Genomic DNA, 24,836 nt, shown 5'->3' with positions numbered 1-24,836 from the left:
GCACCATGTCTGATCGTCCGTTGTCGCTGTTCAAGCTCAGTGCCGCTATTGCGTCTGGCGTATGGCTGGGGTTTATCGCCATCGTGCTGACCACCTGGCTGGCGTCGCGCTACCTGTTTCCCCAGAGCCTGGCGCCAGTGGCCCAGGCCGTACAGCAATTGGGCAAACCTGCTGTGGCGGAGCCTGAACCGCCGAATCGCATGTTCGAGCAATATCAGCAGAACCTGCAGAAGCAGGAACAGCAACAGAGCCTGGAGCAGGCGCGCAACAACGCGCGCAACCTGTCCAACCCCAAATGCCAGTTCTGGCTGCAACAGGACCAGAACGCCCCCAACGAAAAGACCCGGGCCAATGTCCTGCAATTCTGCGATTGATGACCATGAATAAACACGCCGTCCACCTGCTGATCCTGGAAAAGCTCGGCGTCGACCTCGACATCGCACAGCGCGCTGCGCAGACCGCCTACGAAACCGCGACCCACGAAGAAAACATCGCTGAAAACAAATACGACACCCTGGGGCTGGAGGCGTCCTATCTGGCGGCCGGGCAAGCCAAGCGCGTCGAGGATATCAGGCAGGCGTTGGCGCTGTGCCAGAACATGCCATTACGTGCCTTCGATGATCAGCGCGGCATAGAAGTCGGCGCCCTGCTGGGCCTGGAAGACGAGAACGGTCGCCAGCAATGGCTGTTCCTGGCACCGGATGCGGCCGGTTTAAAGGTGGACGTGGTTGGACAACCGGTGACCGTCATCACCCCGCGCTCACCACTGGGCAAAAGCCTGCTGGGCAAGTTCGAAGGCGATGAGGTGGAGATTCTGGTGGCAGGCGCCCGGCAACATTTTACGGTTACCGAGGCCAAATAAACCGCTGGCTTAATGGACGGGCAATTCAACGCCGTCGAACAGCTCTTCCAGCTCCTGCTTGTTGTGGCACTGGATCGCCTTGGCCATGACTTCGCGGGTCAGGTGCGGCGCAAACTTCTCGATGAAATCGCACATGAAGCCACGCAGGAAGGTGCCACGACGGAAGCCGATCTTGGTCACGCTGGACTCGAACAGCTCGCTGGCATCGAGCACCACCAGGTCTTTGTCGAGGGCCGTGTCGACCGCCATCTTGGCGACGATACCCACGCCCAGGCCCAGGCGTACATAAGTCTTGATCACGTCGGCGTCGGCGGCAGTGAACACCACTTTCGGCGTGAGGCCACGATGGCTGAAGGCTTCGTCGAGCTTGGAACGGCCGGTGAAACCGAACACGTAGGTCACGATCGGGTATTCGGCCAGGGCTTCCAGGGTCAGCTTCGGCAGCTTGGCCAATGGGTGACCTTGCGGCACGACCACGCAACGGTTCCAGCGGTAGCACGGCATCATCACCAGGTCGCCGAACAGCTCCAGGGCCTCGGTGGCAATGGCGAAATCGACGGTGCCGTCAGCGGCCATCTCGGCGATCTGCATCGGCGAACCCTGGTGCATGTGCAGGGCCACATCCGGGTACTGCTTGATGAAATCACGGATCACCGGCGGCAACGCGTAACGCGCCTGGGTGTGGGTGGTGGCGATGGACAGGGTGCCTTTCTTCTCGTTGGAGAATTCCTGGGCGATCTGCTTGATGCTTTCGACTTTGCGCAGGATCTCGCCGGCGGTGGTGATGATGCGCTCACCGGCGGGGGTGACACGGGTGAGGTGCTTGCCACTGCGCGCGAACACTTCGACGCCCAACTCGTCTTCGAGCAGGCGGATCTGCTTGCTGATACCGGGTTGCGAGGTGTAGAGGCTTTGAGCGGTAGCGGAAACGTTGAGGTCGTGGTGCGCCACTTCCCAGATGTAGCGCAGTTGTTGAAGCTTCATATGTGTCCCTCAAAGCAGATAGACGCCACGGGTATCAGCGACGGTATATAACTATATTAAAGGTTTGATGGATAAATCTAGAACTTTTTATCGTTTTCATCCATCACACGTCATCACTGCGTCGACGTTGCAACGAAGGCACCAGGTAGACCGGCACCGTAGACAGCTGCAGCACCCGTGCAGCGGTGCGACCCAACGGGGTGGCCGCCGCGGTTGCATGGCTATGACTTCCTACGATCAACAGATCCACGGAAAGTTTGCGCAGTTGGTCGAGAATCACCTCGCAGGGGTCCCCCTGGATCACCCGTACCGAGCGAATCAACTTCAGGTCTTGCTCCCCGTCCTCCAATTCCTCGCGAAAACTGTCCAGCACCCGCTGTTCGATCGTCGCCATGACCGTGGTCAGCCCCTGGCTTTGCCATTCACTCAGGGCCTTCTCATCAAGGTAGCTCTGCAACACCGATTCGGCGAACAGGCCGATGGGCTCGACCACATGAATCACATACAGGTCCGCCTTGAACGTTCGGGCCAGCGCCAGCGCATGTTGCATCACATAAGGCGCGTACAGACCGAGGTCCGTGGCGTACAGCATCGAACGGATCATAGAACCTCCTGGACTGCCAGGATGGCGGAGATGAAATCAGCTTAGCAGCGCCCTAGATCTTCACCTCATTACTGATTCCATGGGGCACGTGCCCGGTGGCGACAAATTCCATGGCTTTCTCGCAATGCCCGGCCTGGTCATCGAAAAACACGTCGGCGGCAAACGCTTCCAGGAATGCGGATTTCTCCAGGCCGCCAAGGAACAACGACTCGTCCAGGCGGATATCCCATTCACGCAAGGTGCGAATCACCCGCTCGTGTGACGGCGCCGAACGGGCAGTGACCAAGGCGGTGCGGATCGGGCAGGCCTCATCGGGAAACTCACGCTGCAACAGGTTGAGCGCCGCCAGAAATCCCTTGAAAGGACCGCCGTGCAACGGTTGGCGCGCCGCCTCCCGCTCATTGGCCTGGAACGCGGCCAGGCCACCGGCCTGGTACACACGCTCGGACTCATCGGAAAACAGCACCGCGTCGCCGTCGAAGGCAATGCGCAGTTCTTCGCTGGAAGCGCGGTTCGGGCCGCCTGACAGAATCGTCGCCGCCGCGAACCCCGCATCGAGGGCACTGCGTACATCCTCGGCATGGGTCGAAAGAAACAGATGGCAGCCAAACGCCGCCAGATAAGGATAAGGACTACGCCCGCCTACGAAAGCGGCGCGGGAAATATCCAGGCCGTAATGCTGGATCGAATTGAACACGCGCAAGCCGGTGTCAGCGCTGTTACGCGACACCAGCACCACCTCAACCCGCGCACGGCCCAGGCTGGCGTTCAGGCTCAGCAGTTTCTTGACCAGCGGAAATGCATCGCCGGGTTCGAGGATTTCTTCTTCGTGCTCGATCTGGTACTTGCGGTACGCCTCGACGCCTTGGGCGAGGTAGATCTTGTGGCTGTCACTCAGGTCGAACAGTGCCCGCGACGAAATCGCCAGCACCAGTTTGTCGCCCAATCCCTTTGCCATGGTATGCCCCCCCTGCTCAGCGGTTACGCCGATCAATAAAACTCAAGGCCTGATACAGCGCCTGCATCCGTGGCAGCTCACAGCCGGCAGCCCTGGCCGCAGCAAGTGGGCGGGCGTAGATCGCCGCCAGTTCCAGCGGGCGTTTGTGCACGTGGTCGTGGTACATGCTCGGCAGGTAATCGTCCATGGTTTCAGTCAGGGTAAACATCTGTTCGGCGTAGCTTTTGGGAATCTCATGACCACAGGCGTGGGCGCCCTGCACCACTTCGGCCATCAGCGCCTGGATCAGTTCGCGGCTGGATTCGTCCGCCATCATCGCCGTGGTCCCCGCGCCCAATAACACGGACAGGCCGTTATAGGGCACGTTCCACACCAGCTTGTGCCAGCGCGCCAGATGCACATTGGCCATGGCCTGGGACTCGATACCCGCCTGGTGAAACAACGCGGCGCCCGCTTCGACAATCGCTTTCTGGAGGGCGTCATCGTTGGCCGCCGTACCACTGTGATACCCCAGGTTGACCCGCCCCAGCGCCTGGTGCTCGATAACGCCCGGACCCGAACGGTGCACGCCGATATAACACAGGCCACCCAGCAAGTGCAGCGATGCTGGCAAGTGTTCACGCAGGCAATCTTCCACATCGAGGCCGTTTTGCAGCAACACTACCTTGGCATCCGGCGCCGCCACCTGGGCGAGGGTCGGGGCCAATTCGACGTTACCGGTCGACTTGGTGCCCACCAGCAGCCAGTCGCACGGCGGCATATCGGCAGCGCGGGCATAAGCCTGCACGGGATGCAGATGCAATACGCCGTGCACGGTGCTGTTCAAGTGCAGGCCGTGCTCGCTGACCGCCGCGTATTCACTGCGCAACAGAAAGTGCACATCGAAACCGGCACGCGCCAGCATCAGTCCGTAGAAACCACCAATGGCACCGGTGCCGATAATGCCGATGCGGGGTGACTGGAGGTTAACTGCTGTCATGGCAAATCCTCAGGTGAACGGGTGAGTGCCTGTTTTACGGCATCGAAAACGTCATCACGCGTAAGACGTGTCTGTATTTGCCCGAGGAATTGACCCTCGCACACCACGAACAGCGCCGGCAAATGAAAGATCTGGTAGCGCTCGACCGCACCACCGTTGTGCCCGGCGTCCACCCAGCACAACCGGTCCACCGGTAACGACCAGCCCGGCATTTGCTGGCGTGCCCAGCGGCAACTGGAACACCCTGCGCTGGTAAAGATCACCAGAGAAATACCTGGCAATCCCAGCAATTGCTGGTCAATATCCAGGTCGGTCAATTCCAGTTCCTTCACTATACTGCTGCCACCGCCGTCAATTGGACGGTGCTCGGAGTCCGTGTACATGGGTCGTTTTTTACCTCACCCTGATGATGTCGCTGTCGAGTTAATCCAACGTCCCTCTCCCGCTATCCCCCGCCAACGCCTGCACACGATCGGCCTGGGCGGCATCGCCTGCCATTGGCCGCGCGCCTGGCGCGAAGGCACGGCGGTTGATCTGCATATCCCGTCCCTGGGTGCCAGCGCGCGTTATCCAGGCTATGTGGCGTGGTGTCGCAAGGTGGAAAACGGCTACCGCGTCGCTGTCTCGTTCACCGATGAACATGCGTTGTTCGGTGCACGCATGGGTGAGCAAGCATGCCGGATAGAACGCTACTGCCGCCAGCACGAAGACGCCGAGCCGACACCCCAGCAACTCGAAGCCCTGGCCCGCGAGTGGGTATCGCGCCATGCCAGCGAGTTCTCCCATGAGGCATTTGTGGCGCCAGCACTGGATTAAAGCGGGCCTTGCCCATTGTCGCGGGCCGGTGTTACGCGCTAAGGTTCCTCCCCCCTGCATTCAAATCATGCTGTGCTCCGCCGCACGGGGATGGCTGGCGGCCGGCACCCGTGACCCTGACGAGTAACACGATGGCTGATTTACCGATCAATGACCTAAACGTTGAATCCAACGAGACCCTGATCACGCCCGATCAGCTCAAGCGCGAAATCCCTTTGAGCGACGCTGCCCTGCAGACCGTCACCAAAGGCCGCGAAGTCATCCGTGACATTCTCGATGGCACCGACCACCGCCTGTTCGTCGTCATCGGGCCTTGCTCGATCCACGATCTCAAGGCTGCCCACGAGTACGCCGAGCGCCTCAAGGTGCTGGCGGCGGAAGTGTCCGACACCCTGTACCTGGTGATGCGCGTCTATTTCGAAAAACCGCGCACCACGGTCGGCTGGAAAGGCTTGATCAACGACCCGTACCTGGACGACTCGTTCAAGATCCAGGACGGCCTGCACATTGGTCGCAAGTTACTGCTGGACTTGGCCGAGATGGGCCTGCCCACCGCCACCGAAGCCCTGGACCCGATCTCCCCGCAGTACCTGCAGGACCTGATCAGCTGGTCGGCCATCGGCGCACGCACCACTGAATCCCAGACGCACCGCGAAATGGCGTCTGGCCTGTCCTCGGCCGTGGGCTTCAAGAACGGCACCGACGGCGGCCTGACTGTGGCGATCAACGCGTTGCAATCGGTTTCCAGCCCGCACCGTTTCCTGGGTATCAACCAGGAAGGTGGCGTGTCCATCGTCACCACCAAGGGCAACGCCTACGGTCACGTAGTACTGCGCGGCGGCAACGGCAAGCCCAACTATGATTCGGTCAGTGTTGCCCTGTGCGAGCAAGCGCTGAACAAGGCCAAGATCAAGCCGAACATCATGGTCGACTGCAGCCACGCCAACTCCAACAAGGACCCGGCCCTGCAGCCGCTGGTGATGGAAAACGTCGCCAACCAGATCCTGGAAGGCAACCAGTCGATCATCGGCCTGATGGTCGAAAGCCACCTGAACTGGGGTTGCCAGGCGATTCCAAAAGACCTGGCCGACTTGCAGTACGGTGTGTCGATCACCGATGCCTGCATCGACTGGGCCGCCACCGAAAACACCCTGCGCAGCATGCACGCCAAGCTCAAGGACGTGTTGCCTAAGCGCAAGCGCACCTGAGTCTGTATCGAGCGCACACAAAAACGCCGGGCTGAGCCCGGCGTTTTTTTCATGCTGTTTATGCCTTACAACTTCGCGGCATGACGCTGGTGGCGCTCCATGTAGCGTTCGACATAGGAGCAGGACGGGATCACCGTGTAGCCCGCCTCCTCGGCAAACTTCAAGGCTTCCTCGGTCAGTGCCGCCGCAATACCACGGCCCCGCAGTGCGTTGGGCACGAAGGTCCGATAGATATCCAGGGTCTGTTTGCCGAGGTCCATATAGGTCAGATAGGCACGATGACCGTCCACATTGGTCTCGAACTGATGACCAGCCTGGTCATGGTGGATGGACAACGCCTCGCTCATCACTACTCCTCGCGGGTCTTGGTTTCTGACCCCTACCTTACCGATGTTTTTCCGGCGAAGGAACATCTACGCCACCCCGTGCCGGTTTCGACAACGAGAAAACCTTGAGCGCTCACACCTGCACGTAGGGAATAGTAGGCACCAATCCTGCAATTGCTCAAGGCGCACTCGTCATCCCCTGCCACGGGTGGATATAGAAAGGGCTTCGATCTACCGATGATCGAAAGCCTGAACATTGCCGGCAGTTGAACCTTGAGACGAACAGGCGCTCTTAAAGTCACCTCTACATGCGCAAAAGATACCTTGCAGCGCGAAGCCATGCTGAACGTAAGTGTCAGCGTGGATATATAAAATTTCATCTGTTTACAGGGCTTAACACATGCGGGCCGGCCCTTTCAGCCTGGATCCGATTTGCGCCCGGTTAAAAAAATTGGACAGTTTTTATACAAACCTCAAAAAGATTAGCCAAAATAGATTCGGCACGAGAATTTTTTTTGCTTCTTGCGCTACGTCAGTTTACTTACTACAAGTAATGGGTAGTATGTACGCCGGCTATTGGCTCACTCTGAGATACTAGCCATCTAATAGAAAGTCCTTGAAGGGGAACACGATGAACAACGTTCTGAAATTCTCTGCTCTGGCTCTGGCCGCAGTTCTGGCTACCGGTTGCAGCAGCGTCTCCAAAGAAACCGAAGCTCGTCTGACTGCGACTGAAGACGCAGCAGCTCGCTCCCAGGCCCGTGCAGACGAAGCCTACCGTAAAGCTGATGAAGCGCTGGCTGCTGCTCAAAAGGCACAACAGACTGCTGACGAAGCTAACGAGCGCGCTCTGCGCATGCTTGAAAAAGCTAGCCGCAAGTAATAATCCCTCGGGGTTGTTATCAAGCCGATCCATTTATGGGTCGGCTTTTTTATTGCCTGGGATTTGTGCCTGGATCACGGGCAATAAAAAGCCCGCCGTGGCGCAGGGCCTTGGCGGGCGTTTGATGTCGTGCCTTATTGCTGCAGATCGATCGGCGCGCTGGCGGCGACCGCCGCTGCGCCGGGCACACCGATTTCCGTCGGCAAACCATCTTCCGCCGCGACCACGTCACGTACCTGATCCCAATTGACCCGCAAATTGTTGGCCAGGTCTTCACGCTTGAGCAAGGCGTTGATCACCGCAGTGTGCTTGTCGACCACCGACGGCGTACCGTCATCATTCAACGGCGTATGCGCTTCAAGGTACACCTTGCCGCCACTGCTGCCGAACTTGTAGGCATCGTTGATGATGCGCACCGATGTCCCCACCGGCACCATGCCGGCCATCTCCAGCACATTGTTGTTGAACATGCGGAAGCAGCCGTGGCTTGTACGCGTGCCGATACCAAATTTCATGTTGGAACCGTGGATCAGGTAACCCGGTGTGCCCAGGGTGAACTTGAACGGCCCCAGCGGGTTGTCCGGGCCGGCCGGCACCACGTTGGGCAGCGGGTCGCCGTTGGCGGCGTGCTCGGCCTTGATCGAGGCGGGCGGGGTCCAGGTCGGGTTTGGCGTCTTGGCGATGATGCTGGTATGGGCAATGGGTGAACCCCAGCCTTCACGACCAATTCCCAACGGGAACGTGTAGACCACGTTCTGACCCTTGGGGTAGTAATAGAGCCGGTATTCCGCCAGGTTGATCACGATGCCCTCGCGCGGCCCCGGCGGCAGGATGAAACGCGTCGGCAATACGATCTCGGTACCCGCACCCGGCAACCAGGCATCCACGCCTGGGTTGGCCGCGACCATCTCCGAATAGCCCAGGTCATAGGTGGTGCCCAGGTCGGCAAAGGTGTCTTCGTACTTGGCCTTGATCACCTGGACCTGGCCGACGATGTCTTCACCCGGTGGGGGCAATGGCAACTGCAAAGCTGACGCAGAACCGGCCGCACATAGCGCAGCGAGAGACAGGCAGCAGGTGACGACGGAAAGGCGCGACAACATCCGGTAAATCCTTCGCAGACGACGGGTAGGTAAACATCGATTGTATACGTGAAGCGCGCTTCTAGCTGCCCCCTATAACTCGAAACGCAGCTCCGGCCAGATCGGCGGCGTGCCGCGCTTCTGGGACTCCAGGATGGCACGGCACAGCGGGCAAAGGCGCTGGTCCTGGAAAATCGAACGATCGACTCGCGACCAACGCGGTTGCGCCGGCAACAGGGTGCCGCACAGCGTGCGATCGATGGAGCCCCCCAGTTCCAGTTGACGTGCCACCAGATGCACCCGCACTTCCTGGCAGGCGAACAGATCCAGCTGCTCGTCCGGCTCGATCAGTTGGTAGTTAAACAGGGACCAGGCAGGACGCGACATCAGGGGCTCCAAATCGGGGGGGCGCCACCTTAGCCGAAAGCCTGCCGGTAGAAAAGCGTCATAGCAGCGGTTTTAACGTCGGCCAGACATTTTCCAGCAACTTGCCCTGGGCGCCGACCGCCGGGTGAAGTTGATCGGCCTGCATCAGCTCCGGGTGACCGCCCACACCATCGAGGAAAAACGGCACCAGCGGGACATTCTTTTGCTTGGCCAGCTCGCCATAGACTTCGGCAAACGCGGTGGTGTATCGCGGGCCATAATTGGGGGGCAATTGCATCCCCAACAACAACACCTTGGCGCCACCTGCCCTGGACTGGTCAATCATCGATGCAAGATTTTGTTGCAATTGCGCAGGCGGTTGCCCGCGCAGGCCATCATTGCCCCCCAACTCAATAACCACCACATCCGGCTTGTGCTCTGCAAGCGCCGCCGGCAGCCGCGCCAGGCCTCCGGCGCTGGTGTCGCCACTGATGGAGGCATTGACCACTTTATCGTCGAAACCTTCCTGCTTGAGCCGTTGCTGCAGCAGGGCTACCCACCCTTTGCTGGTATCCAGGCCGAAACCGGCACTGATACTATCGCCAACGATCAGGACTGTACCCGCCGCTGCGTTCTGGGCCATGCACATCAAGGCCAGGCCAGCACTCAAAAACCACATTCGCATCGGATTCTCCATGGGCGCAAGCATTCTCACCGCGCGGAACCTTAGCAAAGTGGTTCCCAGCGCGGAAGGTGAACTGACTATCCTGCACGAACTGAGCCTGGAACTGAACAAGGGCGATAGCCTGGCTATCGTCGGCAGCTCCGGCTCCGGCAAATCCACCCTCCTCGGCCTGCTGGCCGGCCTCGACCTGCCCAGCAGCGGCGAAGTCACCCTCGCCGGGCAAGCCCTCAGTGCCCTCGACGAAGACCAGCGCGCGCGCATCCGTGCCGAGCACGTAGGGTTCGTGTTCCAGTCCTTCCAATTGCTCGACAGCCTCAACGCCTTGGAAAACGTCATGCTGCCGCTGGAACTGGACGGCCGCAAAGACGCTCGCGAACGGGCCAGGCACCTGCTCGAGCGCGTAGGCCTGGGCCAACGCCTGACCCATTCGCCACGCCAACTCTCCGGTGGCGAACAGCAACGGGTGGCGATTGCCCGCGCCTTTGCCGCCGAACCGGACGTGCTGTTTGCCGATGAACCCACCGGTAACCTCGACAGCCACACCGGCGAGCGCATCAGCGACCTGCTGTTCGAACTCAATAAGGAGAGCGGCACGACCCTGGTGCTGGTCACCCACGATGAGCGCCTGGCCCACCGTTGCCGACGCCTGATCCGTCTTGAAGCCGGCCTGATGGTCGCGCCCCTGGAGCCTTGATGGCACGTTTGCCGCTGTTGCGCCTGTTCAGCCTGGCAATGCGTCAATTACTGCGCGATGCCCGCGCCGGTGAATTGCGCGTATTGTTCTTCGCCTTGTTGGTGGCCGTGGCCGCCAGCACCGCCATCGGTTACTTCGGCGCGCGCCTCAACGGTGCGATGTTGTTGCGCGCCACCGAATTCCTCGGCGCCGACCTGGTGCTTGAAGGCAGCTCGCCAGCCCGCCCCGAGCAGATCCGGTCCGGCACCGAACTGGGCCTGGACCACGCCCGCGTCGTGGAGTTTTCCAGCGTCATTGCCACCGATAACGGCATCCAGCTCTCCAGCATCAAGGCGGTCAACGAGCAGTACCCGCTGCGCGGTGAACTGAAAAGCGCAGCCGCGCCTTTTGGCGATGAAACCCCTGGGGGCGGCCCGAAGCCCGGTGAAGCCTGGGTGGAGGCGCGGCTGCTGACGGCGCTGGACCTCAAGGTCGGCGACAGCATCGATGTGGGCATGAAGACCTTGCGCCTGGCCCGTGTGCTCACCTATGAGCCGGACCGCGCCGGCAACTTCTACAGCCTCACGCCCAGGGTGATGATCAACCTGGCGGACCTGGACGCCACCGGTGTGGTGCAACCCGGCAGCCGCGTCAGCTACCGCGAACTGTGGCGCGGGCCACAGGGCAGCTCAGTGCTGCAAACCTATCGCGATCTGGTCAAGCCGGGGCTCGCCGCCAACCAGCGCCTGCAGGATTCACGGGACGGCAACCAGCAGATCGGCGGCGCCCTTGGCAAGGCAGAACGCTACCTGAACATGGCCAGCCTGGTCGCCGTATTGCTGGCGGGTGTGGCGGTGGCGTTGTCGGCCAATCGCTTCGCCACGCGACGTTTCGACGCCAGTGCATTGCTGCGCTGCCTGGGCTTGTCACGACGTGAAGCGATGTTGCTGTTCAGCCTGCAACTGAGCGTCCTGGGGCTTTTCGCCAGCCTGGTCGGCGCCCTGCTTGGCTGGCTGGCGCAGTTTGGCCTGTTCTACTTTCTCCACGACCTGTTACCCGCGGACGTTCCACCTGGCGGGCTGCTACCGGCGGTTGCCGGGATCGGCACCGGGTTGGTCGCCCTCGCGGGCTTCGCCCTGCCCCCGCTGGCCGCATTGGGTCGAGTGCCACCGCTGCGGGTATTGCGCCGTGACCTGCTGCCGATCCCTTCCAGCACCTGGATGGTCTATGGCGCAGCGTTGTTCGCCTTGGGCCTGATCATGTGGCGCCTGAGCCTCGACCTGGTGCTGACCTTCGCCCTGCTCGGTGGCGGAGTGGTTGCGGCACTGGTACTCGGTGGCTTGCTCCTGCTCTTGCTGCAAAGCCTGCGGCGACTGCTGGCCCGCGCCTCCCTGCCGTGGCGCCTGGGTCTGGGCCAACTCCTGCGTCACCCACTGGCGGCGGCCGGTCAATCCCTGGCGTTTGGCTTGATCCTGCTGTCCATGGGTTTGATCGCACTGTTGCGCGGCGAGTTGCTCGACACCTGGCAAAACCAGCTGCCCAAGGACGCACCGAACTATTTCGCCTTGAACATCCTGCCGGCCGACAAGGATGCCTTTGGCGCCCGCCTGCTGGAACTGCAGGCGCAATCCGCACCGCTGTACCCGGTGGTGCCGGGGCGCCTGATCAGTATCAATGGCGAACCGGTACAGGAAATCGTCAGCAAGGACTCCAGCGGCGACCGTGCGGTGCAACGCGACCTGAGCCTGACCTGGGCCGCCGACCTGCCACCAGGCAACGCCCTGACGGCGGGCTCGTGGTGGTCGGCGCAACCTGCCGATGAAATCCCGGGTGTCTCCGTCGAAGCCAAGGTAGCGGAAAGCCTCAAACTCAAGCTCGACGACCACCTGGTCTTCACCGTGGGCGGAGAGAATCGAGAAGCGCGGGTCACCAGCCTGCGCACCATCAACTGGGATAACTTCCAGCCCAACTTCTTCATGATCTTCCAACCGGGTACCTTGAAGGACCTGCCGGCCACCTACCTGACCAGCTTCTATCTGGCGCCCGGGCATGACCAGCAGATCGTCGACCTGTCCCGAGCGTTCCCGGCGGTAACCATCCTGCAAGTCGAGGCGTTGCTGGAGCAATTGCGCAGCATCCTCGCCCAAGTGACCCTGGCGGTGGAGTACGTGTTGCTGTTTGTACTGGCGGCAGGGATGGCGGTGTTGTTCTCAGGCCTGCAAGCCACCCTGGATGAACGCATTCGCCAAGGCGCGCTGCTGCGTGCGTTAGGCGCCGAACGCAAGCTGCTGGTCAAGGCCAGGCGTATCGAGTTCGGTTTGCTGGGTGCCGTCAGTGGGTTGCTGGCGGCGCTGGGCACGGAGCTGGTGACGTTCGTGCTGTACCGCTACGCATTTGACCTGGCCTGGCACCCTCACCCGTGGCTGTTGCTGCTACCGGTGATCGGTGCCGTGCTGATCGGCGGTGCCGGTGTGTTTGGCACCCGCCGCGCGCTGAATGCCAGCCCGTTGACGGTGTTGCGCGAAGGTTGAAATGCGATGGGCCCGGATTCCCTACAGAATACGGGCCCATTTTGCTCACTTCACATATTCGATCCCGGTGATCCACCAGCACACCTCACCGCTTGGGGTCTGCACGATAGCCTCGTCATCCACCTCCTTGCGCAACAGCGCACGGGCCATGGGCGAATCGATGGAGATGTAGTCCATCCGGTCATAAATCTCGTCATAACCGACAATACGAAAACGCTTGGTTTCACCCTGCTCGTTTTCAATATCCACCCAGGCGCCGAAAAACACCTTGCCCTCCTGCTCAGGCATGTACTCCACCACGCGCATGTCTTCCAGGCGTTTGCGCAGGTAGCGCACACGACGATCAATCTCACGCAACAGTTTCTTGTTGTACTGGTAGTCGGCGTTTTCGCTGCGATCCCCCAGCGAAGCCGCCCACGTCACTTTGCGCGTGGTGTCCGGGCGCTTTTCGCGCCACAGGTAATCCAGCTCCTTTTTCAGCGCTTCATGGCCTTCTTTGGTAATCAGCTTGGTACTCAAACGCTTGCATCCCCAGGCAGTGTCCATAGGTGCCGATACGCCTGGGTTTCATGCCCTGGGTTCGGCCGGCTGGCGTTGATGATAAATGAACCCGTGAAAGTAGCCAGGCCGGTCTAGCTATCGAGCGTGCGATCCAGCTCCAGCAACATGCCCCGCAGGCTTTGCCGCAAGCCCGACACCTGTGACGTCATCACCTTCAAGGCTTCGGTCCTCTGGCTGACGGCAAGCGACTGATCATGCAGTTGAGTGGTGCGCTGTTCCAGCTCTCGAACCTTCTCATCCAGTTGGTTTTGTTCCTGTTGCAGCCGCGCCTGCCACTGCTCAAGTGCAGTCTCCCGCTCGATTGCAGCGAGTTTTTGCTGGGTCAATTCTTGAGCGACACGGGCAAGGTTGGTCAGCGTGCTATCGACTTCGAACAATGTACTGTTGTCGCCTGAAGACATGAACTTCGTTGGCACCGGCGCATCAGGCTCACGTGGAATGGCAGGTGCGGCCTGCGCCATGTCCACTGGCGTGCTCAAGGGTGCCTGCCGGGGCTCCTCAACCGGTTGTTCATGCAGCGGAGGGCGGACCGACTCGGGTGGGCTCGCGCTCTTGGGAGGAGAGATCATTTGTGACGAAAACCGAATGGACGGCACAATCACTGAAGCACTTTCGATCGCTGGCAACGTCGGCGCAGACATGCCCAGGGTGATCACTTTCATCACCAGCGCTTTCTTGATGATCACCGAATGATGATCCTCAGGCCTGGCCGGTGGCAACTTGCAACCTTTCAAATCGACAAAATGATAAGGCACTTGGGTTTCGGTAACACTACCGGGTTTAACGCCCGAAGCGGCTAATGTCAGTATTTGCTTGAAAACATGCAATGCCACCTGCAGGTCTTCCTTGGATTCAACGCTTCCCAGGAAATAACGATCAAGTTTCTTACGCAAGGCCGCGATATAGACCCTGGAACTTCCAGGCTCTATCTCTTCATCCAGGCTATACACAAGGAAGTTTGAGGCCGTCTGACCGACAGCAAACCCACAGAGCAGTGCACCGTTAACCGGAGCATCTTGACCATTGCGTTCAAGAACAAGGGTACGTAGCAGCATCATGCAATCAGGCCTCAATATTCGGAAAGAAAGCTTATATAAACAAAAAATAAACAATCAAAAATTAGACACTCCAAAACACGACACATTGTTTCAGTGGTCCGCCCGCCCTGCACGTAGGACTTGTCTTATTAATGCTGACCGACGTTCCCAAAACCGCGAGCAACCCGTACCCTTTTTTCAACCTCCCTACGTCATACCAAACTTATTCGGTAAAACAATGATCGAAATAAGCAATCTGACAAAACACATGGGTAACAATACTGTTGTCAGCGACTTTTCATTCAGTGCCGGTCAACAGGAATGCCTTGGGTTGTTCGGACAGGATCACACGGCCAAAACAGTCCTGCTCGATGTCATTGCCGGTTCGACACAGCCGTCCAGCGGTCATATAAATATTCAGGGCTTCAACACACAAACCCACCCGTTCGAAGCCAGGCAACTGGTCGGCTATCAACTGTCCAACGACCTCGGCCATCCAACGATGTCGGTCAAGGCGTTCCTGGATTTCATTGCTGCCATTCGTGGCTTTCGCGGTACCGAAAAACGTGACCGCCTGGAACAGTCCGTCGCACGACTGGAGTTGTTTCCGGTGCTCGATGCCCCCCTCGACCTCCTTTCTATCGCCTGGAAACGCAAAGTCGCGATTGCCCAGGCCATCCTGCATGGCCCTGCCCTGTTACTGCTGGACGAACCCACCGAAGGACTCGCGCAGGATCAGAAGCACGCATTCAAGGCACTTATCCAATCATTGACGCAAGAAATGACGGTCATCATTGCCTCGCGTCACTGCGAAGAGTTGTCCGAACTGTGTACACGCGCCCTGGTAATTGCCAACGGTCGCCTGGTGGCCGATACGCCACTGCCCGATCTACAGCGCGACTCGCGTCACTTCCAGGCAGTCACCCTTACCGCCGAGACGCCACTGGACCTGTTGGCACTGGCTGTCCTTCCAGGTGTGGCAGGCATCGAAGAGCATCGAAACGCGCCCGGCACAGTGACGGTTCTCGCCATGCCCGGACACACCATATATCCCCATATCAACACGCTGATTGCCAGCCGGCGCTGGAAAATCACCTCACTGAACCTGGAGCCAGGTCGCCTGAATGATGTGGTCCACCACCTGACCAAAGAGGCGTCCCATTGAGACTATTGCCCATCATTCTGAGGCGTCAACTCACCAGCTATGCGCGCTACCCCAGCACTTACCTCAACATTGCCATTTTCCTCATACTGTCAGTGACATTAGGGTTGTACGTAAGTCCGTGGCGGGAACAAAACGGCAGTGACTTACAGGTATTTTTCCGGTTCCACCCTTCGCTTTACTTATTGCTGATTCCCGCCCTGACCACTCAACTTTGGTCCGATGAAACCAACGCAGGTTTTTTCAGCCTGATGAAAACCCTGCCCATCACGACGTTGGAATGGGTTGTCGGAAAATTCCTGGCCGCCTGGCTGGTGGCCAGCACCGCCCTGTTTCTGATGTTCCCCCTGGTGATCATTGCGAACTATCTGGGCAACGCCGACAACGGTGTCATTGCCTCGCAATTTCTGGCGAGTTGGTTGCTGGCAGGCAGTTACTTATCCGCAGGCTGTTTTATTTGCGCACTGGTCCATCACCGCACTGTTATTTTCATATTGACGCTGGGCTTGTTACTGACAACCAGTGGCCTTTCTTATGTACTGGACTCACTTGAACACCACACCCCTATATGGCTGATCGACAGCCTGACATCCCTCAGCCCTACCTGGCGATTCAGCAGTATCGATGATGGAAAACTCACACTGCGCGACATACTTTATTTTATTAGCATGATCCTCGCCTTTCTCACCGCAACGACAGTCACACTCAACTACAAACACAGATGAGAAGGGAACCCCTTAATGCGGTCCACTCTGCGCACCGGTATGACGCTTTGCGTCACCTTTTTGCTTTTCCTGGCTTTCAACCTGGTGTGGATAGGTAAACTTCCTGATATACGCTGGGATCTTTCTCAACAAAAAATCCACACTTTATCGCCCCCCGTATACCCACTGCTCGCAACGCTGGAAAGCCCGGTGGACATGTATTACTTCAATTCAAATAACGACCCGAAGCGAAGCTACGCCGTGAAACGCTATGGCAAACGTATAGAGGACCTGCTCAAGGAGTACGAAAAGAAGGCTCGGGGCATGATCAACCTGCACGTGATTGAACCCGCTCCCTATTCGGAAGACGCCTATAAGGCACGGCTGTCAGGGCTCGACGAGAACACAGGGTTTCTCGGTCTCATCAGCACGAGCCCCGGTCATGGCGTGCGCCGTATCGGTTCTTTCAGCCTCGAGCGCGAGCCCTTGCTCGAATATGAAATAAGCCACCTGCTCTACAAGTTGCAGCACCCGGAGCGACCGGTTGTTGGGCTGCTGTCGGGGCTGCCGATGGACGAATCCGCAGGTCGGCTCCTGCAGGCGGTGCGGCGAGAATTCGAACTGGTCGCTCTGGAGCCGAATGTCGCTCTAATCCCCGAACACATCAAAACGCTGATGGTTGTACAGCCACGGATACTGCCGGAACGGACCTTGTATGGGATTGAGCAATTTGTCTTGAGGGGCGGTAGATTGATGATGTTCATCGACCCGTTGAGCGAACAACGCTCAACCCCATTCCCAGCCAATAGCCGACTGGACGAGGTGCTTGCCGCCTGGGGTATCCGGATGCCGACGGACAAGCTGATGGTCGACTCTCTCTACACGCCCTGGGAGACGCCAGATATGCCCAATCGAGTCAGGCTGAACTTGCCACGACAGGCAATGAACCTGAACGACATCAGCACCTGGAACCTCAACAGGGTGACAGTATCGAGCAGTGGGGCGCTGGTGCAGTTGAACAAAAGCCGCACAACCTTCACTCCGATCCTGCAAAGTTCCGAGCAATCCGTGCTGTTGGAGGCCAACCAATCCCCTCGCGCAACAAAGTCCGATTCCGTGATTGAAGAGGCTTCGAGCCGAGAACGGCGCCATGTCATTGCTGCACGCATCGAAGGGCCGAGCTACTCAGTCTTTTCCGGTGGTATCAAGGGCCTGCCGCCCGGGTTGCAAACAGCCGCGCAGATTCATGTTGTGGTCATCGCTGACACCGACATGCTCACCGATAAGGTCAGCGACGCGGCGCCCGATGGCAACGCGCTGTTTGTTCTGAATACACTGGATAACCTGTCCGCCCCCGACATGCTCGTCGCGATTCGCCCAAGGGCAACGCAGGACATGCCGACGGTGCTGGAGGGTATGCGCGAGGTCGCAAGACAGGCCTATCGTTCGAAAGCCAGCGAACTGGAGCGACGCTTGCAACGAACAGAGCAGGAATGGCAACGGCTGAGCCCATGGACAACCACCCTCGGCACCCAGGCAGTGGAGACCAATACCCAGCTGCAAGCACTCAACAAGGAACGACTGCGCCTACCCATGGAGCTGAATACCCTGCAGCGCGAAGCCTACGCCCAAGTGCGTCGTCTGGAGTTGGCGATAACGCTGGTGGCGATCTTTGCCATGCCGCTGACGTTATGCCTGATCGCCTGGATGGTCTTTCTTGGAGAGCGCCGACGCCGGTTGCAAGCCGGCGGCATGATTCACTGAATGTTCAGCGACGGGCTATCAGTCCCTGTCGTGCAATACGGGTCAACTGGCGGATGACTTCGGTGGCATTGTCGGCGCTTGGGGCCTGGATAACCGCAAGGTCAAAGCTGTTGCTGGCAAAACGCGCAAGTGAGTCGCCATCTTCGACAAACTGGATCAGGAACGCCGAAGGTCGGCCAGTGCGACGCGGCCAACCATCCAGGTAACGCAATAGCGTGGGCTGGTGCTTGCCGCCAAGAAGAATTTTCGGGTTGCGTTGAGTGAGGTCCGCAGTGATCGGGGCCAGGCGTATCAGGGGGCGTAATGCATTCATCGTGTCGTGTCTCTGCCTCAAAAGTCTGCGGGCAGGTGAGAGGCAACACCGAACCAGCGCTTTAGCGGAATTTCGAAGCATGGAACACGCTTCTGTCGGGACCGATGACGATCACCCATGGCGCCCCGCAATTAGCTGTTTAAATCGGCGCATGAGCGGCATCCTAGAGAAGCCGGTGGGGCGGTGTCAAGAATCCCGAGCAACGAAAAGGCCCGCACAGGGCGGGCCGATTCAAGGTGTTGCAGCCCAATCAGTGGGCGATGGCGCGGTCTGCGGACAGTTTGCCAGCACCCTCCAGCAGTACCGCCAGTGAGCCGCCGAGCAGGGCCAGGGCGAACTCATAACCGTTGTTGGCCATGAACAGGCCGTTATGGATGTGCACCGAGAAGATCGCCACCAGCGACAGGAAAGTCAGGCCCAATGCCGCAGGGCGAACCAGCAGACCGATGATCAACGCCAGGCCGGCAAAGAACTCGGTACCGCCCGACAGCAGCGCCATCAGCGTACCCGGCGCCAGGCCGATGCTTTCCATCCACTGGGCAGTGCCCGCCAGACCGTAGCCGCCAAACCAGCCAAAAAGCTTTTGCGAACCGTGGGCGGCGAAGATGATGCCTACCACAATGCGCAGGATAGTCAGGCCGTAACCGGCGCGAGTGGAGAGAATACGGTTGATCAGTGGGCTCATGGTGCAGATCCTTTTCAAAGTAGGGTTGGTTGGCCGCTATATTAATCAGTTAAAACAATGATAAAAGCCGAAAAAATGCCTGATTAATATCGATAAAATCGATTACTTCCGTGAAGCGATTTTCGGCGCTGGCGGTTCCAGGGACTCCCGCTCCCGATCGAACGCCAAGAAATACTTGTTGACGCTATTAACATAGCTGACGCCGCCCATCCCTACCTGCTCCATGGCAATGCGTTCAACCTGGAAAAACCACTGGTTGGGGTTGAGCCCCCGCCGCTTAGCTTCAGTACGCATGCCCTGCACCCGCTCCGGCCCCATGTTGTAAGCCGCCAGCACAAAGGCCATGCGCTCGCGCTCGTTGAGCTTGGGGCTGGCGAAGAACTTGCGACGGATCATTGCCAGGTACCGCGCGCCGGCCTGCACGTTGCTGTCGAGACTTTCGATGTTGTTGACCCCCACGCGTTGCGCCGCCGATGGCGTGATCTGCATCAAGCCGGTAGGGCCGCCGCTGTTGCGCGCGCCAGGGTCAAGCGCCGATTCCTTGAAGGCCAGTGCGGCGAGGTTCAACCAGTCCATGCCCTGCTCGCGGGCGTGTTTCTGCAAGACCGGGCGCAGTTTTTCCAGGCGCTGTCGGTCGACGCGGGCCAATGGGTTGCGCACTTGGTAAAGGCGACGGTAGATACGCTGGAATGCCACATCCTGATCGGACGGGGTTCGATAGGTCTTGAGGAATCGATCAATGCTGGCCCGCAGCATCGAGGCATCCTGGCGCACGAACCAGTATTCGTCGCCCGGCTCGCTGATCGCCACCTGCTTATCGAAACGCAACTTGGGCAGGATCTTCGACCAGCGCTCGGCAATCGGCTTTTCGACAATAGTCAGGTGGAAAATACCGGCCTGGACCATCTCCAGCACATCTTCCACGGCCAGGGTCGGGTCCACCCACTCCACTTTCACCGGCGGCTGCTTGTGCAGCGCGAGTTTTTGATTGACCTGGTTGATGGCATCCGCCGCAGCGCTACCGGTGGTCAACGCCAGGGTGCGGCCGGACAATTGTTCCAACTTGGTAAACCGCCGCTCGCCCTTAACCCCCACCAGCCACAACGGCACATCGCTGGCAATCGGGTCGCTGGTGCTGATCTTGTGCGCCGCTTTTACATCGAGCAGTTCACCGGGCGCCACCAAATCACCTTCGCCACGGGCCAGTGCGCCAAGCAACTGATCCTTGGCCTTGGGAATGATCTTGAGGTTGATCTCCTGGCCATCACGGGCATGGCCATTGAGGTACTGCTCGAAGGCGCGCAGGCGATGGTATTCAACACCGATGGCCTGGCCTTGCACCTCACCGGAGCTGTTACGGCTCTGGTTGACCAATACGCGCAACGTGCGGCTTGAACGAATCTCCGCCAAATCACGTACCTTGCCGGGCTTGGTCACTTCCAGCGGCCCGTCCAGACGCGCAACCGCCGCCATGGGCAGCAGCATCGTCAGGCACAACATAAGCAACGCCGAGGGTCGGATCATCCGCTCTCCGGAAAGAATACTGGCCAACGCCCTCGCGAAAAACGAGGCGGTGGGGGTCAGAAACAGAGCGCTTTATGCGCTGGCAAGGTACGCAACGGCGGCATGATGAAAGGCGGCGAGCCAACCACAATGTCGCTTGCGACGTTCAAAGACAGCTATAACTCGTTGTAGTTCTTCGTTTTTCTTATAAATCTACAGCTCTGATATGCTTTCCGGCCGCAGGCGGAGATAGCACCATGCAACTCATTGATATCGGCGTCAACCTGACCAACCCCAGTTTCGACGAGAAGCACCAGGCCGTGCTCGAGCGTGCCTATGCTGCCGGCGTGCAACAATTAGTACTCACCGGCACCAGCATCGAGGGCAGCGAACAGGCCCTGGCGCTGTGCGAAAAACTCGATGAAAGCAGCCAACGCCTGTTCAGCACGGCGGGTATCCACCCCCACTCCGCCAGTGACTGGAACGGCGATAGCGCATCACGTTTGCGCGGGTTGCTGAAAGAAAACCGCGTACGCGCAGTCGGAGAATGCGGGCTGGATTTCAACCGGGATTTTTCACCGCGCCCGCAGCAGGAAAAAGTCCTCGAAGAACACCTGGTACTGGCCATCGAGCTGAAACTGCCGGTATTCCTCCACGAACGTGACGCCAACCAGCGCCTGTTGGATATCCTCAAGGACTACCGCGACCACCTCACTGCCGCCGTGGTGCACTGCTTCACCGGCGAACAACAGGCGCTGTTCAGCTACCTCGACCTCGACTTGCACATCGGCATCACCGGCTGGATCTGTGACGAACGCCGTGGGACACACCTGCACCCCCTGGTCAGGGAAATTCCCCGTGGCCGTCTGATGCTGGAAAGCGACGCCCCCTACCTGCTACCGCGCACCTTGCGTCCGAAGCCGAAAAACGGTCGCAACGAGCCCGCGTATCTACCCGAAGTGCTGCGCGAAGTCGCCCTGCACCGCAACGAGAGCGTGGAAGATCTGGCACGCCACAGCACGGCCTGCGCCCGTCGCTTTTTTGGGCTGCCTGCCGTGGATTGATGCGGCGCATTGACCCATGTCAAAACCGTTTTCCTGGATAGCGGCACAATAATGGCACCTTGCCAATGCTGTTTCCGCTATCAGAGAAAACCTTCCATGGGTGCCTGGCTTAGCAATATCTCGCTGAAGTACAAATTCTGGGCCGTCAATGCGGTCGCCTTCATTACCACCCTGCTGCTGGTGCTCTATGCCGTGCAGCTTGAGCAACAGTCCCGCAGCGATGCATCCCGGGCTTCGGCTTCGGCGCAGGCACACTTGTTCAATGCGTGGCCGACTGGCGAAGCTTTGCCCAAGGGCGAGCACTGGCTGACGTTCAAGCGCGGCCAGGCCCCACAACTGGCGGAGCAGGATCTGTCAGCCCTTGGCAGCAACCTGGGCTGGGTCGAACTCAATCACATGCCGTGGTTCGGCGAAAACCCGCTGATGGGTGCCGAAGTCATCGCCCGCCCTGACGGTCAATACGTCGCCGTGCTTGCCTACGCGCCAAGCCTGAGCCAGGTGTTCGAAGAACGCTTCGCCAACTATGCAGTGGCGGTCTTGATCCTGATGCTGGCGATGCTCGGCGCCTCGCAACTGCTGATCCGCTTCCTGCTCAGCCAACTCAACACCCTGAAAGACGTGATGCTGCACGTAGAGAAAACCGGCGACCTGTCGGCCCGCGTGCCGTTGGCCTGCAAGGATGAAGTTGGCCAGATGGCCAGCGCCTTCAACGCCATGCAAGCGGGCTACCAGCGCGTCGTCAACACCGTGGCACGCACCGCCCAGCAACTCGACGATGGCGCCGCACGGTTGGCCAGCAGCATGAACGACGTGCAGCACGGCATGCTCGGCCAGCAAAGCGAAACCGACCAGGCCGCCACTGCCATCAACGAAATGACCGCCACCGTCTACCACATCGCCCAGCACGCCGGCGCCACCCGCGACCTGTCCCAGACCGCCGACACCCTGGCGGGCAGCGGCCAGGAAGTGGTCACCCGCGTACAACGCTCGATTGCCGGCCTCTCCACGGGCGTGCAGCAGACCGCCGAGATGATCCAGAAGCTCGCCGAGGACAGTCAGAAAATCAATGGCGTGGTCAGCGTGATCCATAGCATCGCCGAGCAAACCAACCTGCTCGCCCTCAACGCCGCCATCGAAGCCGCCCGCGCCGGGGAAATGGGCCGGGGTTTTGCCGTGGTTGCCGACGAAGTGCGCAACCTGGCCAAACGCGTACAAAGCTCCACCGACGAAATCACCCGCATGGTCTCGGCGCTGCAGGCCGGCACCCGCGACGCGGTGGACTTCATGCAGGAAAGCTCGTTCAAGGCTGACGACTGCGTGCAGCAAGCCCAGGAAGCCGGCGCGGCCCTCGCCGAAATCACCAGTGCCGTGGCGCAGATGCGTGAAAGCAACACCCAGATCGCCGTCGCTGCCGAGCAGCAAAGCCACGTCGCCGAAGAGATGAACCGTGCGGTGGTGAGCATTCGGGATGTGACCGAGAACACCGTGCAGCAAACCGTGGATTCGGCGACGACCAGTAATGAACTGGCAACCTTGGCCGGTGAACTGAGCAAGGCGATTGGGCAGTTGAAGCTGTAGGACTGTTCAACCCGTAATCCCATACCTACAACAAAGCCTCGGTTTGCCCGAGGTTTTGGCGAAACGTCCTAACCCTCCCGGCGAATAACGCCGACTTCTTTTCCCTGGCAACCTCTTCAAAGTCTCTCGCCTGTTCAATCAGCGCGAGGGACCGCCGATGCACTTCTCCAGCCGTGCCCCACTCAATGGGGCTGCCTCATGACTCCAGTTATTGCCCGGTTCATCCTGGCGCCCATGGATGCCAAGGCGCCGGACGTTGAAGGCGTCCTGCGTGACTTGCGTGAATGCCTCAACACGTTTGACGAGTGGGCCGAAAGCTTCTGGAGCGGCTCGGCGCTGGAAGTCGAGCAGGTGTTCAAGGTCGGCGACGAGGTTTCCCTCGTCGCTCCGGCGTCCTCCAAGAAACCGAATCGCACGGTTGCCACCTGCAAGGCCCAGGGTTCGTTGACCCTGGTGCATATGTTCGAGAGCACGCAATTCGTGCCTATCGGCAATACGCCGGTGATGCTGCAGGCCATTGCTGCGGACGGCAGCCCGATGGGCCCGCCGATCCATCACACCATCGACCCCAGCGGCATTCTTGAAGTCAGCGACTGCACCCGCGATCAGCGCTACCAGATCACCTTTTATCCCGACGTTTCCAAGGATCACATCAAGGCGCTGTATGCGTCTTATCAGTCGGTGATCGCGGGGCTGGAAATGGGCCTGCGTGATGAGTGGGCGAAGACTTTCAAGCCACAATGGAGCGACTTTGCCAACGCCATATCCTTGGAACGCAGTGCGATGCAAGGCATGGCGTTTTCCAGCGGCATGGCCAAGGCGCTCTACAACCTATGGGACAACTTCACACAACTGTACGACCTGCTGGCGGACCTCAAGAGCAATAGCCAGAAACTGCTGCAGTACGTCACCCAGGCCGAACTGGATGAACTGTTGAAACTGGGCAGGGACACCATTGCCCAGGGCCTGCTCGTGCTCAGCGATGAGCCGCTGATGTTTATCTATCTGTCGGCCCTGGTTGCCTGGGTACGCATGCTGCCGCCGCCGCAGATGTACGAGCTGCTGGGCGAGATGACCGGCGAGGTGCTGATCAATCTGTTTCTGATCTGGGCCACGCGAGGCATGGGGGTTCAGCTTCGTTTGGGTATGCAGGTGCTGGGGCACATCAAGTCCGAGCGCGTGCGTAAATGGCTGCAAATGCTGGCGGACCAGGTGGTCGGGCCTCGGTTGGAGGCGCATGTCGAGGCGGCCAGGCCGTTGCTGCTGGGTAGCTCCGCGAAGCCGATCCGGGTGATTCCGAATGCGCCGTTGAAGGCTGGGGATCAGGTGGTTTCCAACGCGGTGCCGGTGGTGCGCAACAAGTCCCAGCGAACCGTGTTGGTTCGGCAGGAGCCTGTGGATGACGTGCCGGTTTCTGCTCGCAACCCGAATGGGGATGCGGCGGCATCTTCGGACAAGACCGCGACCAATGGGTGCCCGGTGTCGATGGTCACCGGCGAGGAACTCCT

26 protein-coding genes and 1 pseudogene are annotated in these 24,836 nt (G+C 59.5%); 13 read left to right on the top strand and 14 right to left on the bottom strand.

From position 1 onward, the window contains the following. The first annotated feature begins 5 nt into the window (after positions 1-5). Positions 6-374, top strand: a complete 369-nt coding sequence (locus BM017_RS20265; RefSeq protein WP_092247693.1) for a hypothetical protein — start codon at positions 6-8, stop codon at positions 372-374. Between the two features lie 5 nt (positions 375-379). Further along, entirely contained in the window at positions 380-862 is a 483-nt protein-coding gene (locus BM017_RS20260) for a GreA/GreB family elongation factor (RefSeq protein ID WP_092248079.1), read from the top strand. Positions 863-871: 9 nt separating this feature from the next. Here BM017_RS20260 and cysB read toward each other — a convergent pair whose 3' ends face one another. The 5 genes from cysB to BM017_RS20235 form a co-directional block, all read right to left on the bottom strand. Next, positions 872-1,846, bottom strand: coding sequence for an HTH-type transcriptional regulator CysB (gene cysB, locus BM017_RS20255; protein WP_012722988.1), 975 nt, complete (start codon positions 1,844-1,846; stop codon positions 872-874). A gap of 103 nt (positions 1,847-1,949) precedes the next feature. Beyond that, positions 1,950-2,450: a universal stress protein gene (locus tag BM017_RS20250; RefSeq protein ID WP_071488527.1), complete on the bottom strand. Its 501-nt coding sequence runs from the start codon at positions 2,448-2,450 to the stop codon at positions 1,950-1,952. Between the two features lie 52 nt (positions 2,451-2,502). Continuing rightward, on the bottom strand, positions 2,503-3,408 hold the full coding sequence (locus BM017_RS20245; protein ID WP_071488528.1) for a 5'-nucleotidase: 906 nt from the start codon (positions 3,406-3,408) through the stop codon (positions 2,503-2,505). A gap of 16 nt (positions 3,409-3,424) precedes the next feature. Then, positions 3,425-4,387, bottom strand: a complete 963-nt coding sequence (locus tag BM017_RS20240) for a putative 2-dehydropantoate 2-reductase (RefSeq protein WP_092247690.1) — start codon at positions 4,385-4,387, stop codon at positions 3,425-3,427. Beyond that, on the bottom strand, positions 4,384-4,770 hold the full coding sequence (locus BM017_RS20235) for a YbbN family protein (protein WP_092247687.1): 387 nt from the start codon (positions 4,768-4,770) through the stop codon (positions 4,384-4,386). Before BM017_RS20235 ends, BM017_RS20240 begins: the two co-directional genes overlap by 4 nt. Between BM017_RS20235 and BM017_RS20230 the strand changes: the two genes are divergently transcribed. Both BM017_RS20230 and BM017_RS20225 read left to right on the top strand, forming a co-directional pair. Continuing rightward, a complete protein-coding gene (locus BM017_RS20230) occupies positions 4,769-5,203 on the top strand; it encodes a PilZ domain-containing protein (RefSeq protein WP_092247684.1) in 435 nt (144 codons plus the stop codon). The genes BM017_RS20235 and BM017_RS20230 overlap by 2 nt on opposite strands. A gap of 131 nt (positions 5,204-5,334) precedes the next feature. After that, on the top strand, positions 5,335-6,411 hold the full coding sequence (locus BM017_RS20225) for a 3-deoxy-7-phosphoheptulonate synthase (protein WP_058427976.1): 1,077 nt from the start codon (positions 5,335-5,337) through the stop codon (positions 6,409-6,411). A gap of 65 nt (positions 6,412-6,476) precedes the next feature. Here BM017_RS20225 and BM017_RS20220 read toward each other — a convergent pair whose 3' ends face one another. After that, positions 6,477-6,758 carry a GNAT family N-acetyltransferase gene (locus BM017_RS20220; RefSeq protein WP_003189869.1) on the bottom strand — a complete coding sequence of 94 codons (282 nt, stop codon included), beginning with the start codon at positions 6,756-6,758 and terminating at the stop codon, positions 6,477-6,479. A 610-nt stretch (positions 6,759-7,368) separates the two neighbouring features. Between BM017_RS20220 and oprI the strand changes: the two genes are divergently transcribed. Then, positions 7,369-7,620 (top strand): outer membrane lipoprotei OprI, encoded by a 252-nt coding sequence (gene oprI / locus BM017_RS20215; RefSeq protein ID WP_003172710.1) that lies wholly within the window; start codon positions 7,369-7,371, stop codon positions 7,618-7,620. Positions 7,621-7,754: 134 nt separating this feature from the next. Here the strand turns inward: oprI and BM017_RS20210 are convergent, their stop codons facing one another. The 3 genes from BM017_RS20210 to BM017_RS20200 all read right to left on the bottom strand — a co-directional run bounded on the left by BM017_RS20210 (position 7,755) and on the right by BM017_RS20200 (position 9,753). Next, a complete protein-coding gene (locus BM017_RS20210) occupies positions 7,755-8,723 on the bottom strand; it encodes a L,D-transpeptidase family protein (RefSeq protein ID WP_092247681.1) in 969 nt (322 codons plus the stop codon). Positions 8,724-8,795: 72 nt separating this feature from the next. Then, on the bottom strand, positions 8,796-9,089 hold the full coding sequence (locus BM017_RS20205; RefSeq protein ID WP_010211879.1) for a hypothetical protein: 294 nt from the start codon (positions 9,087-9,089) through the stop codon (positions 8,796-8,798). A gap of 58 nt (positions 9,090-9,147) precedes the next feature. Next, on the bottom strand, positions 9,148-9,753 hold the full coding sequence (locus BM017_RS20200) for an arylesterase (RefSeq protein WP_092247678.1): 606 nt from the start codon (positions 9,751-9,753) through the stop codon (positions 9,148-9,150). Between the two features lie 10 nt (positions 9,754-9,763). Between BM017_RS20200 and BM017_RS20195 the strand changes: the two genes are divergently transcribed. Further along, positions 9,764-10,447: an ABC transporter ATP-binding protein gene (locus BM017_RS20195; RefSeq protein WP_059397119.1), complete on the top strand. Its 684-nt coding sequence runs from the start codon at positions 9,764-9,766 to the stop codon at positions 10,445-10,447. Further along, positions 10,447-12,957, top strand: a complete 2,511-nt coding sequence (locus BM017_RS20190) for an ABC transporter permease (protein WP_092247675.1) — start codon at positions 10,447-10,449, stop codon at positions 12,955-12,957. The genes BM017_RS20195 and BM017_RS20190 overlap by 1 nt, the downstream gene beginning before the upstream one ends. Positions 12,958-13,002: 45 nt before the next feature. Here the strand turns inward: BM017_RS20190 and greB are convergent, their stop codons facing one another. Next, a complete protein-coding gene (gene greB / locus BM017_RS20185; RefSeq protein WP_092248076.1) occupies positions 13,003-13,476 on the bottom strand; it encodes a transcription elongation factor GreB in 474 nt (157 codons plus the stop codon). A 113-nt stretch (positions 13,477-13,589) separates the two neighbouring features. Beyond that, on the bottom strand, positions 13,590-14,576 hold the full coding sequence (locus BM017_RS20180) for a hypothetical protein (protein WP_092247672.1): 987 nt from the start codon (positions 14,574-14,576) through the stop codon (positions 13,590-13,592). Between the two features lie 217 nt (positions 14,577-14,793). Between BM017_RS20180 and BM017_RS20175 the strand changes: the two genes are divergently transcribed. Genes BM017_RS20175 through BM017_RS20165 form a run of 3 tightly spaced genes read left to right on the top strand, consistent with a single transcriptional unit; the run spans position 14,794 to position 18,185 of the window. Next, a complete protein-coding gene (locus BM017_RS20175; protein ID WP_092247669.1) occupies positions 14,794-15,720 on the top strand; it encodes an ATP-binding cassette domain-containing protein in 927 nt (308 codons plus the stop codon). Continuing rightward, on the top strand, positions 15,717-16,442 hold the full coding sequence (locus BM017_RS20170; protein WP_092247666.1) for an ABC transporter permease: 726 nt from the start codon (positions 15,717-15,719) through the stop codon (positions 16,440-16,442). Before BM017_RS20175 ends, BM017_RS20170 begins: the two co-directional genes overlap by 4 nt. A 15-nt stretch (positions 16,443-16,457) precedes the next feature. Continuing rightward, entirely contained in the window at positions 16,458-18,185 is a 1,728-nt protein-coding gene (locus BM017_RS20165; protein ID WP_092247663.1) for a Gldg family protein, read from the top strand. Between the two features lie 4 nt (positions 18,186-18,189). Here BM017_RS20165 and BM017_RS20160 read toward each other — a convergent pair whose 3' ends face one another. The 3 genes from BM017_RS20160 to BM017_RS20150 form a co-directional block, all read right to left on the bottom strand. Next, positions 18,190-18,498, bottom strand: a complete 309-nt coding sequence (locus BM017_RS20160) for a hypothetical protein (RefSeq protein WP_092247660.1) — start codon at positions 18,496-18,498, stop codon at positions 18,190-18,192. A 250-nt stretch (positions 18,499-18,748) separates the two neighbouring features. After that, positions 18,749-19,183, bottom strand: coding sequence for a DoxX family protein (locus BM017_RS20155; RefSeq protein ID WP_071488540.1), 435 nt, complete (start codon positions 19,181-19,183; stop codon positions 18,749-18,751). Between the two features lie 102 nt (positions 19,184-19,285). After that, on the bottom strand, positions 19,286-20,707 hold the full coding sequence (locus BM017_RS20150; RefSeq protein ID WP_058427986.1) for an MltF family protein: 1,422 nt from the start codon (positions 20,705-20,707) through the stop codon (positions 19,286-19,288). Positions 20,708-20,943: 236 nt separating this feature from the next. Between BM017_RS20150 and BM017_RS20145 the strand changes: the two genes are divergently transcribed. The 3 genes and pseudogenes from BM017_RS20145 to BM017_RS20135 all read left to right on the top strand — a co-directional run. Continuing rightward, positions 20,944-21,750, top strand: coding sequence for a TatD family hydrolase (locus BM017_RS20145; protein WP_071488541.1), 807 nt, complete (start codon positions 20,944-20,946; stop codon positions 21,748-21,750). Between the two features lie 96 nt (positions 21,751-21,846). After that, positions 21,847-23,328 carry a methyl-accepting chemotaxis protein gene (locus BM017_RS20140; protein WP_092247657.1) on the top strand — a complete coding sequence of 494 codons (1,482 nt, stop codon included), beginning with the start codon at positions 21,847-21,849 and terminating at the stop codon, positions 23,326-23,328. A 198-nt stretch (positions 23,329-23,526) separates the two neighbouring features. Then, positions 23,527-24,836 (top strand): annotated as a pseudogene (locus BM017_RS20135) (type IV secretion protein Rhs); the annotation flags it as partial.

The organism is Pseudomonas sp. NFPP04, from assembly GCF_900113815.1.
Classification (GTDB): domain Bacteria; phylum Pseudomonadota; class Gammaproteobacteria; order Pseudomonadales; family Pseudomonadaceae; genus Aquipseudomonas; species Aquipseudomonas extremorientalis.
Note: the sequence above shows the minus strand (reverse complement) of the source record. Positions and strands in the feature narration are given on the sequence as shown.

Coding starts and splice junctions, on each gene's coding strand:
- BM017_RS20265 (WP_092247693.1), top strand. CDS start 6: ATGTCTGATCGTCCGTTGTCGCTGTTCAAGCTCAGTGCCGCTATTGCG.
- BM017_RS20260 (WP_092248079.1), top strand. CDS start 380: ATGAATAAACACGCCGTCCACCTGCTGATCCTGGAAAAGCTCGGCGTC.
- cysB (WP_012722988.1), bottom strand. CDS start 1,846: ATGAAGCTTCAACAACTGCGCTACATCTGGGAAGTGGCGCACCACGAC.
- BM017_RS20250 (WP_071488527.1), bottom strand. CDS start 2,450: ATGATCCGTTCGATGCTGTACGCCACGGACCTCGGTCTGTACGCGCCT.
- BM017_RS20245 (WP_071488528.1), bottom strand. CDS start 3,408: ATGGCAAAGGGATTGGGCGACAAACTGGTGCTGGCGATTTCGTCGCGG.
- BM017_RS20240 (WP_092247690.1), bottom strand. CDS start 4,387: ATGACAGCAGTTAACCTCCAGTCACCCCGCATCGGCATTATCGGCACC.
- BM017_RS20230 (WP_092247684.1), top strand. CDS start 4,769: ATGGGTCGTTTTTTACCTCACCCTGATGATGTCGCTGTCGAGTTAATC.
- BM017_RS20235 (WP_092247687.1), bottom strand. CDS start 4,770: ATGTACACGGACTCCGAGCACCGTCCAATTGACGGCGGTGGCAGCAGT.
- BM017_RS20225 (WP_058427976.1), top strand. CDS start 5,335: ATGGCTGATTTACCGATCAATGACCTAAACGTTGAATCCAACGAGACC.
- BM017_RS20220 (WP_003189869.1), bottom strand. CDS start 6,758: ATGAGCGAGGCGTTGTCCATCCACCATGACCAGGCTGGTCATCAGTTC.
- oprI (WP_003172710.1), top strand. CDS start 7,369: ATGAACAACGTTCTGAAATTCTCTGCTCTGGCTCTGGCCGCAGTTCTG.
- BM017_RS20210 (WP_092247681.1), bottom strand. CDS start 8,723: ATGTTGTCGCGCCTTTCCGTCGTCACCTGCTGCCTGTCTCTCGCTGCG.
- BM017_RS20205 (WP_010211879.1), bottom strand. CDS start 9,089: ATGTCGCGTCCTGCCTGGTCCCTGTTTAACTACCAACTGATCGAGCCG.
- BM017_RS20200 (WP_092247678.1), bottom strand. CDS start 9,753: ATGCGAATGTGGTTTTTGAGTGCTGGCCTGGCCTTGATGTGCATGGCC.
- BM017_RS20195 (WP_059397119.1), top strand. CDS start 9,764: ATGGGCGCAAGCATTCTCACCGCGCGGAACCTTAGCAAAGTGGTTCCC.
- BM017_RS20190 (WP_092247675.1), top strand. CDS start 10,447: ATGGCACGTTTGCCGCTGTTGCGCCTGTTCAGCCTGGCAATGCGTCAA.
- BM017_RS20180 (WP_092247672.1), bottom strand. CDS start 14,576: ATGATGCTGCTACGTACCCTTGTTCTTGAACGCAATGGTCAAGATGCT.
- BM017_RS20175 (WP_092247669.1), top strand. CDS start 14,794: ATGATCGAAATAAGCAATCTGACAAAACACATGGGTAACAATACTGTT.
- BM017_RS20165 (WP_092247663.1), top strand. CDS start 16,458: ATGCGGTCCACTCTGCGCACCGGTATGACGCTTTGCGTCACCTTTTTG.
- BM017_RS20160 (WP_092247660.1), bottom strand. CDS start 18,498: ATGAATGCATTACGCCCCCTGATACGCCTGGCCCCGATCACTGCGGAC.
- BM017_RS20155 (WP_071488540.1), bottom strand. CDS start 19,183: ATGAGCCCACTGATCAACCGTATTCTCTCCACTCGCGCCGGTTACGGC.
- BM017_RS20150 (WP_058427986.1), bottom strand. CDS start 20,707: ATGATCCGACCCTCGGCGTTGCTTATGTTGTGCCTGACGATGCTGCTG.
- BM017_RS20145 (WP_071488541.1), top strand. CDS start 20,944: ATGCAACTCATTGATATCGGCGTCAACCTGACCAACCCCAGTTTCGAC.
- BM017_RS20140 (WP_092247657.1), top strand. CDS start 21,847: ATGGGTGCCTGGCTTAGCAATATCTCGCTGAAGTACAAATTCTGGGCC.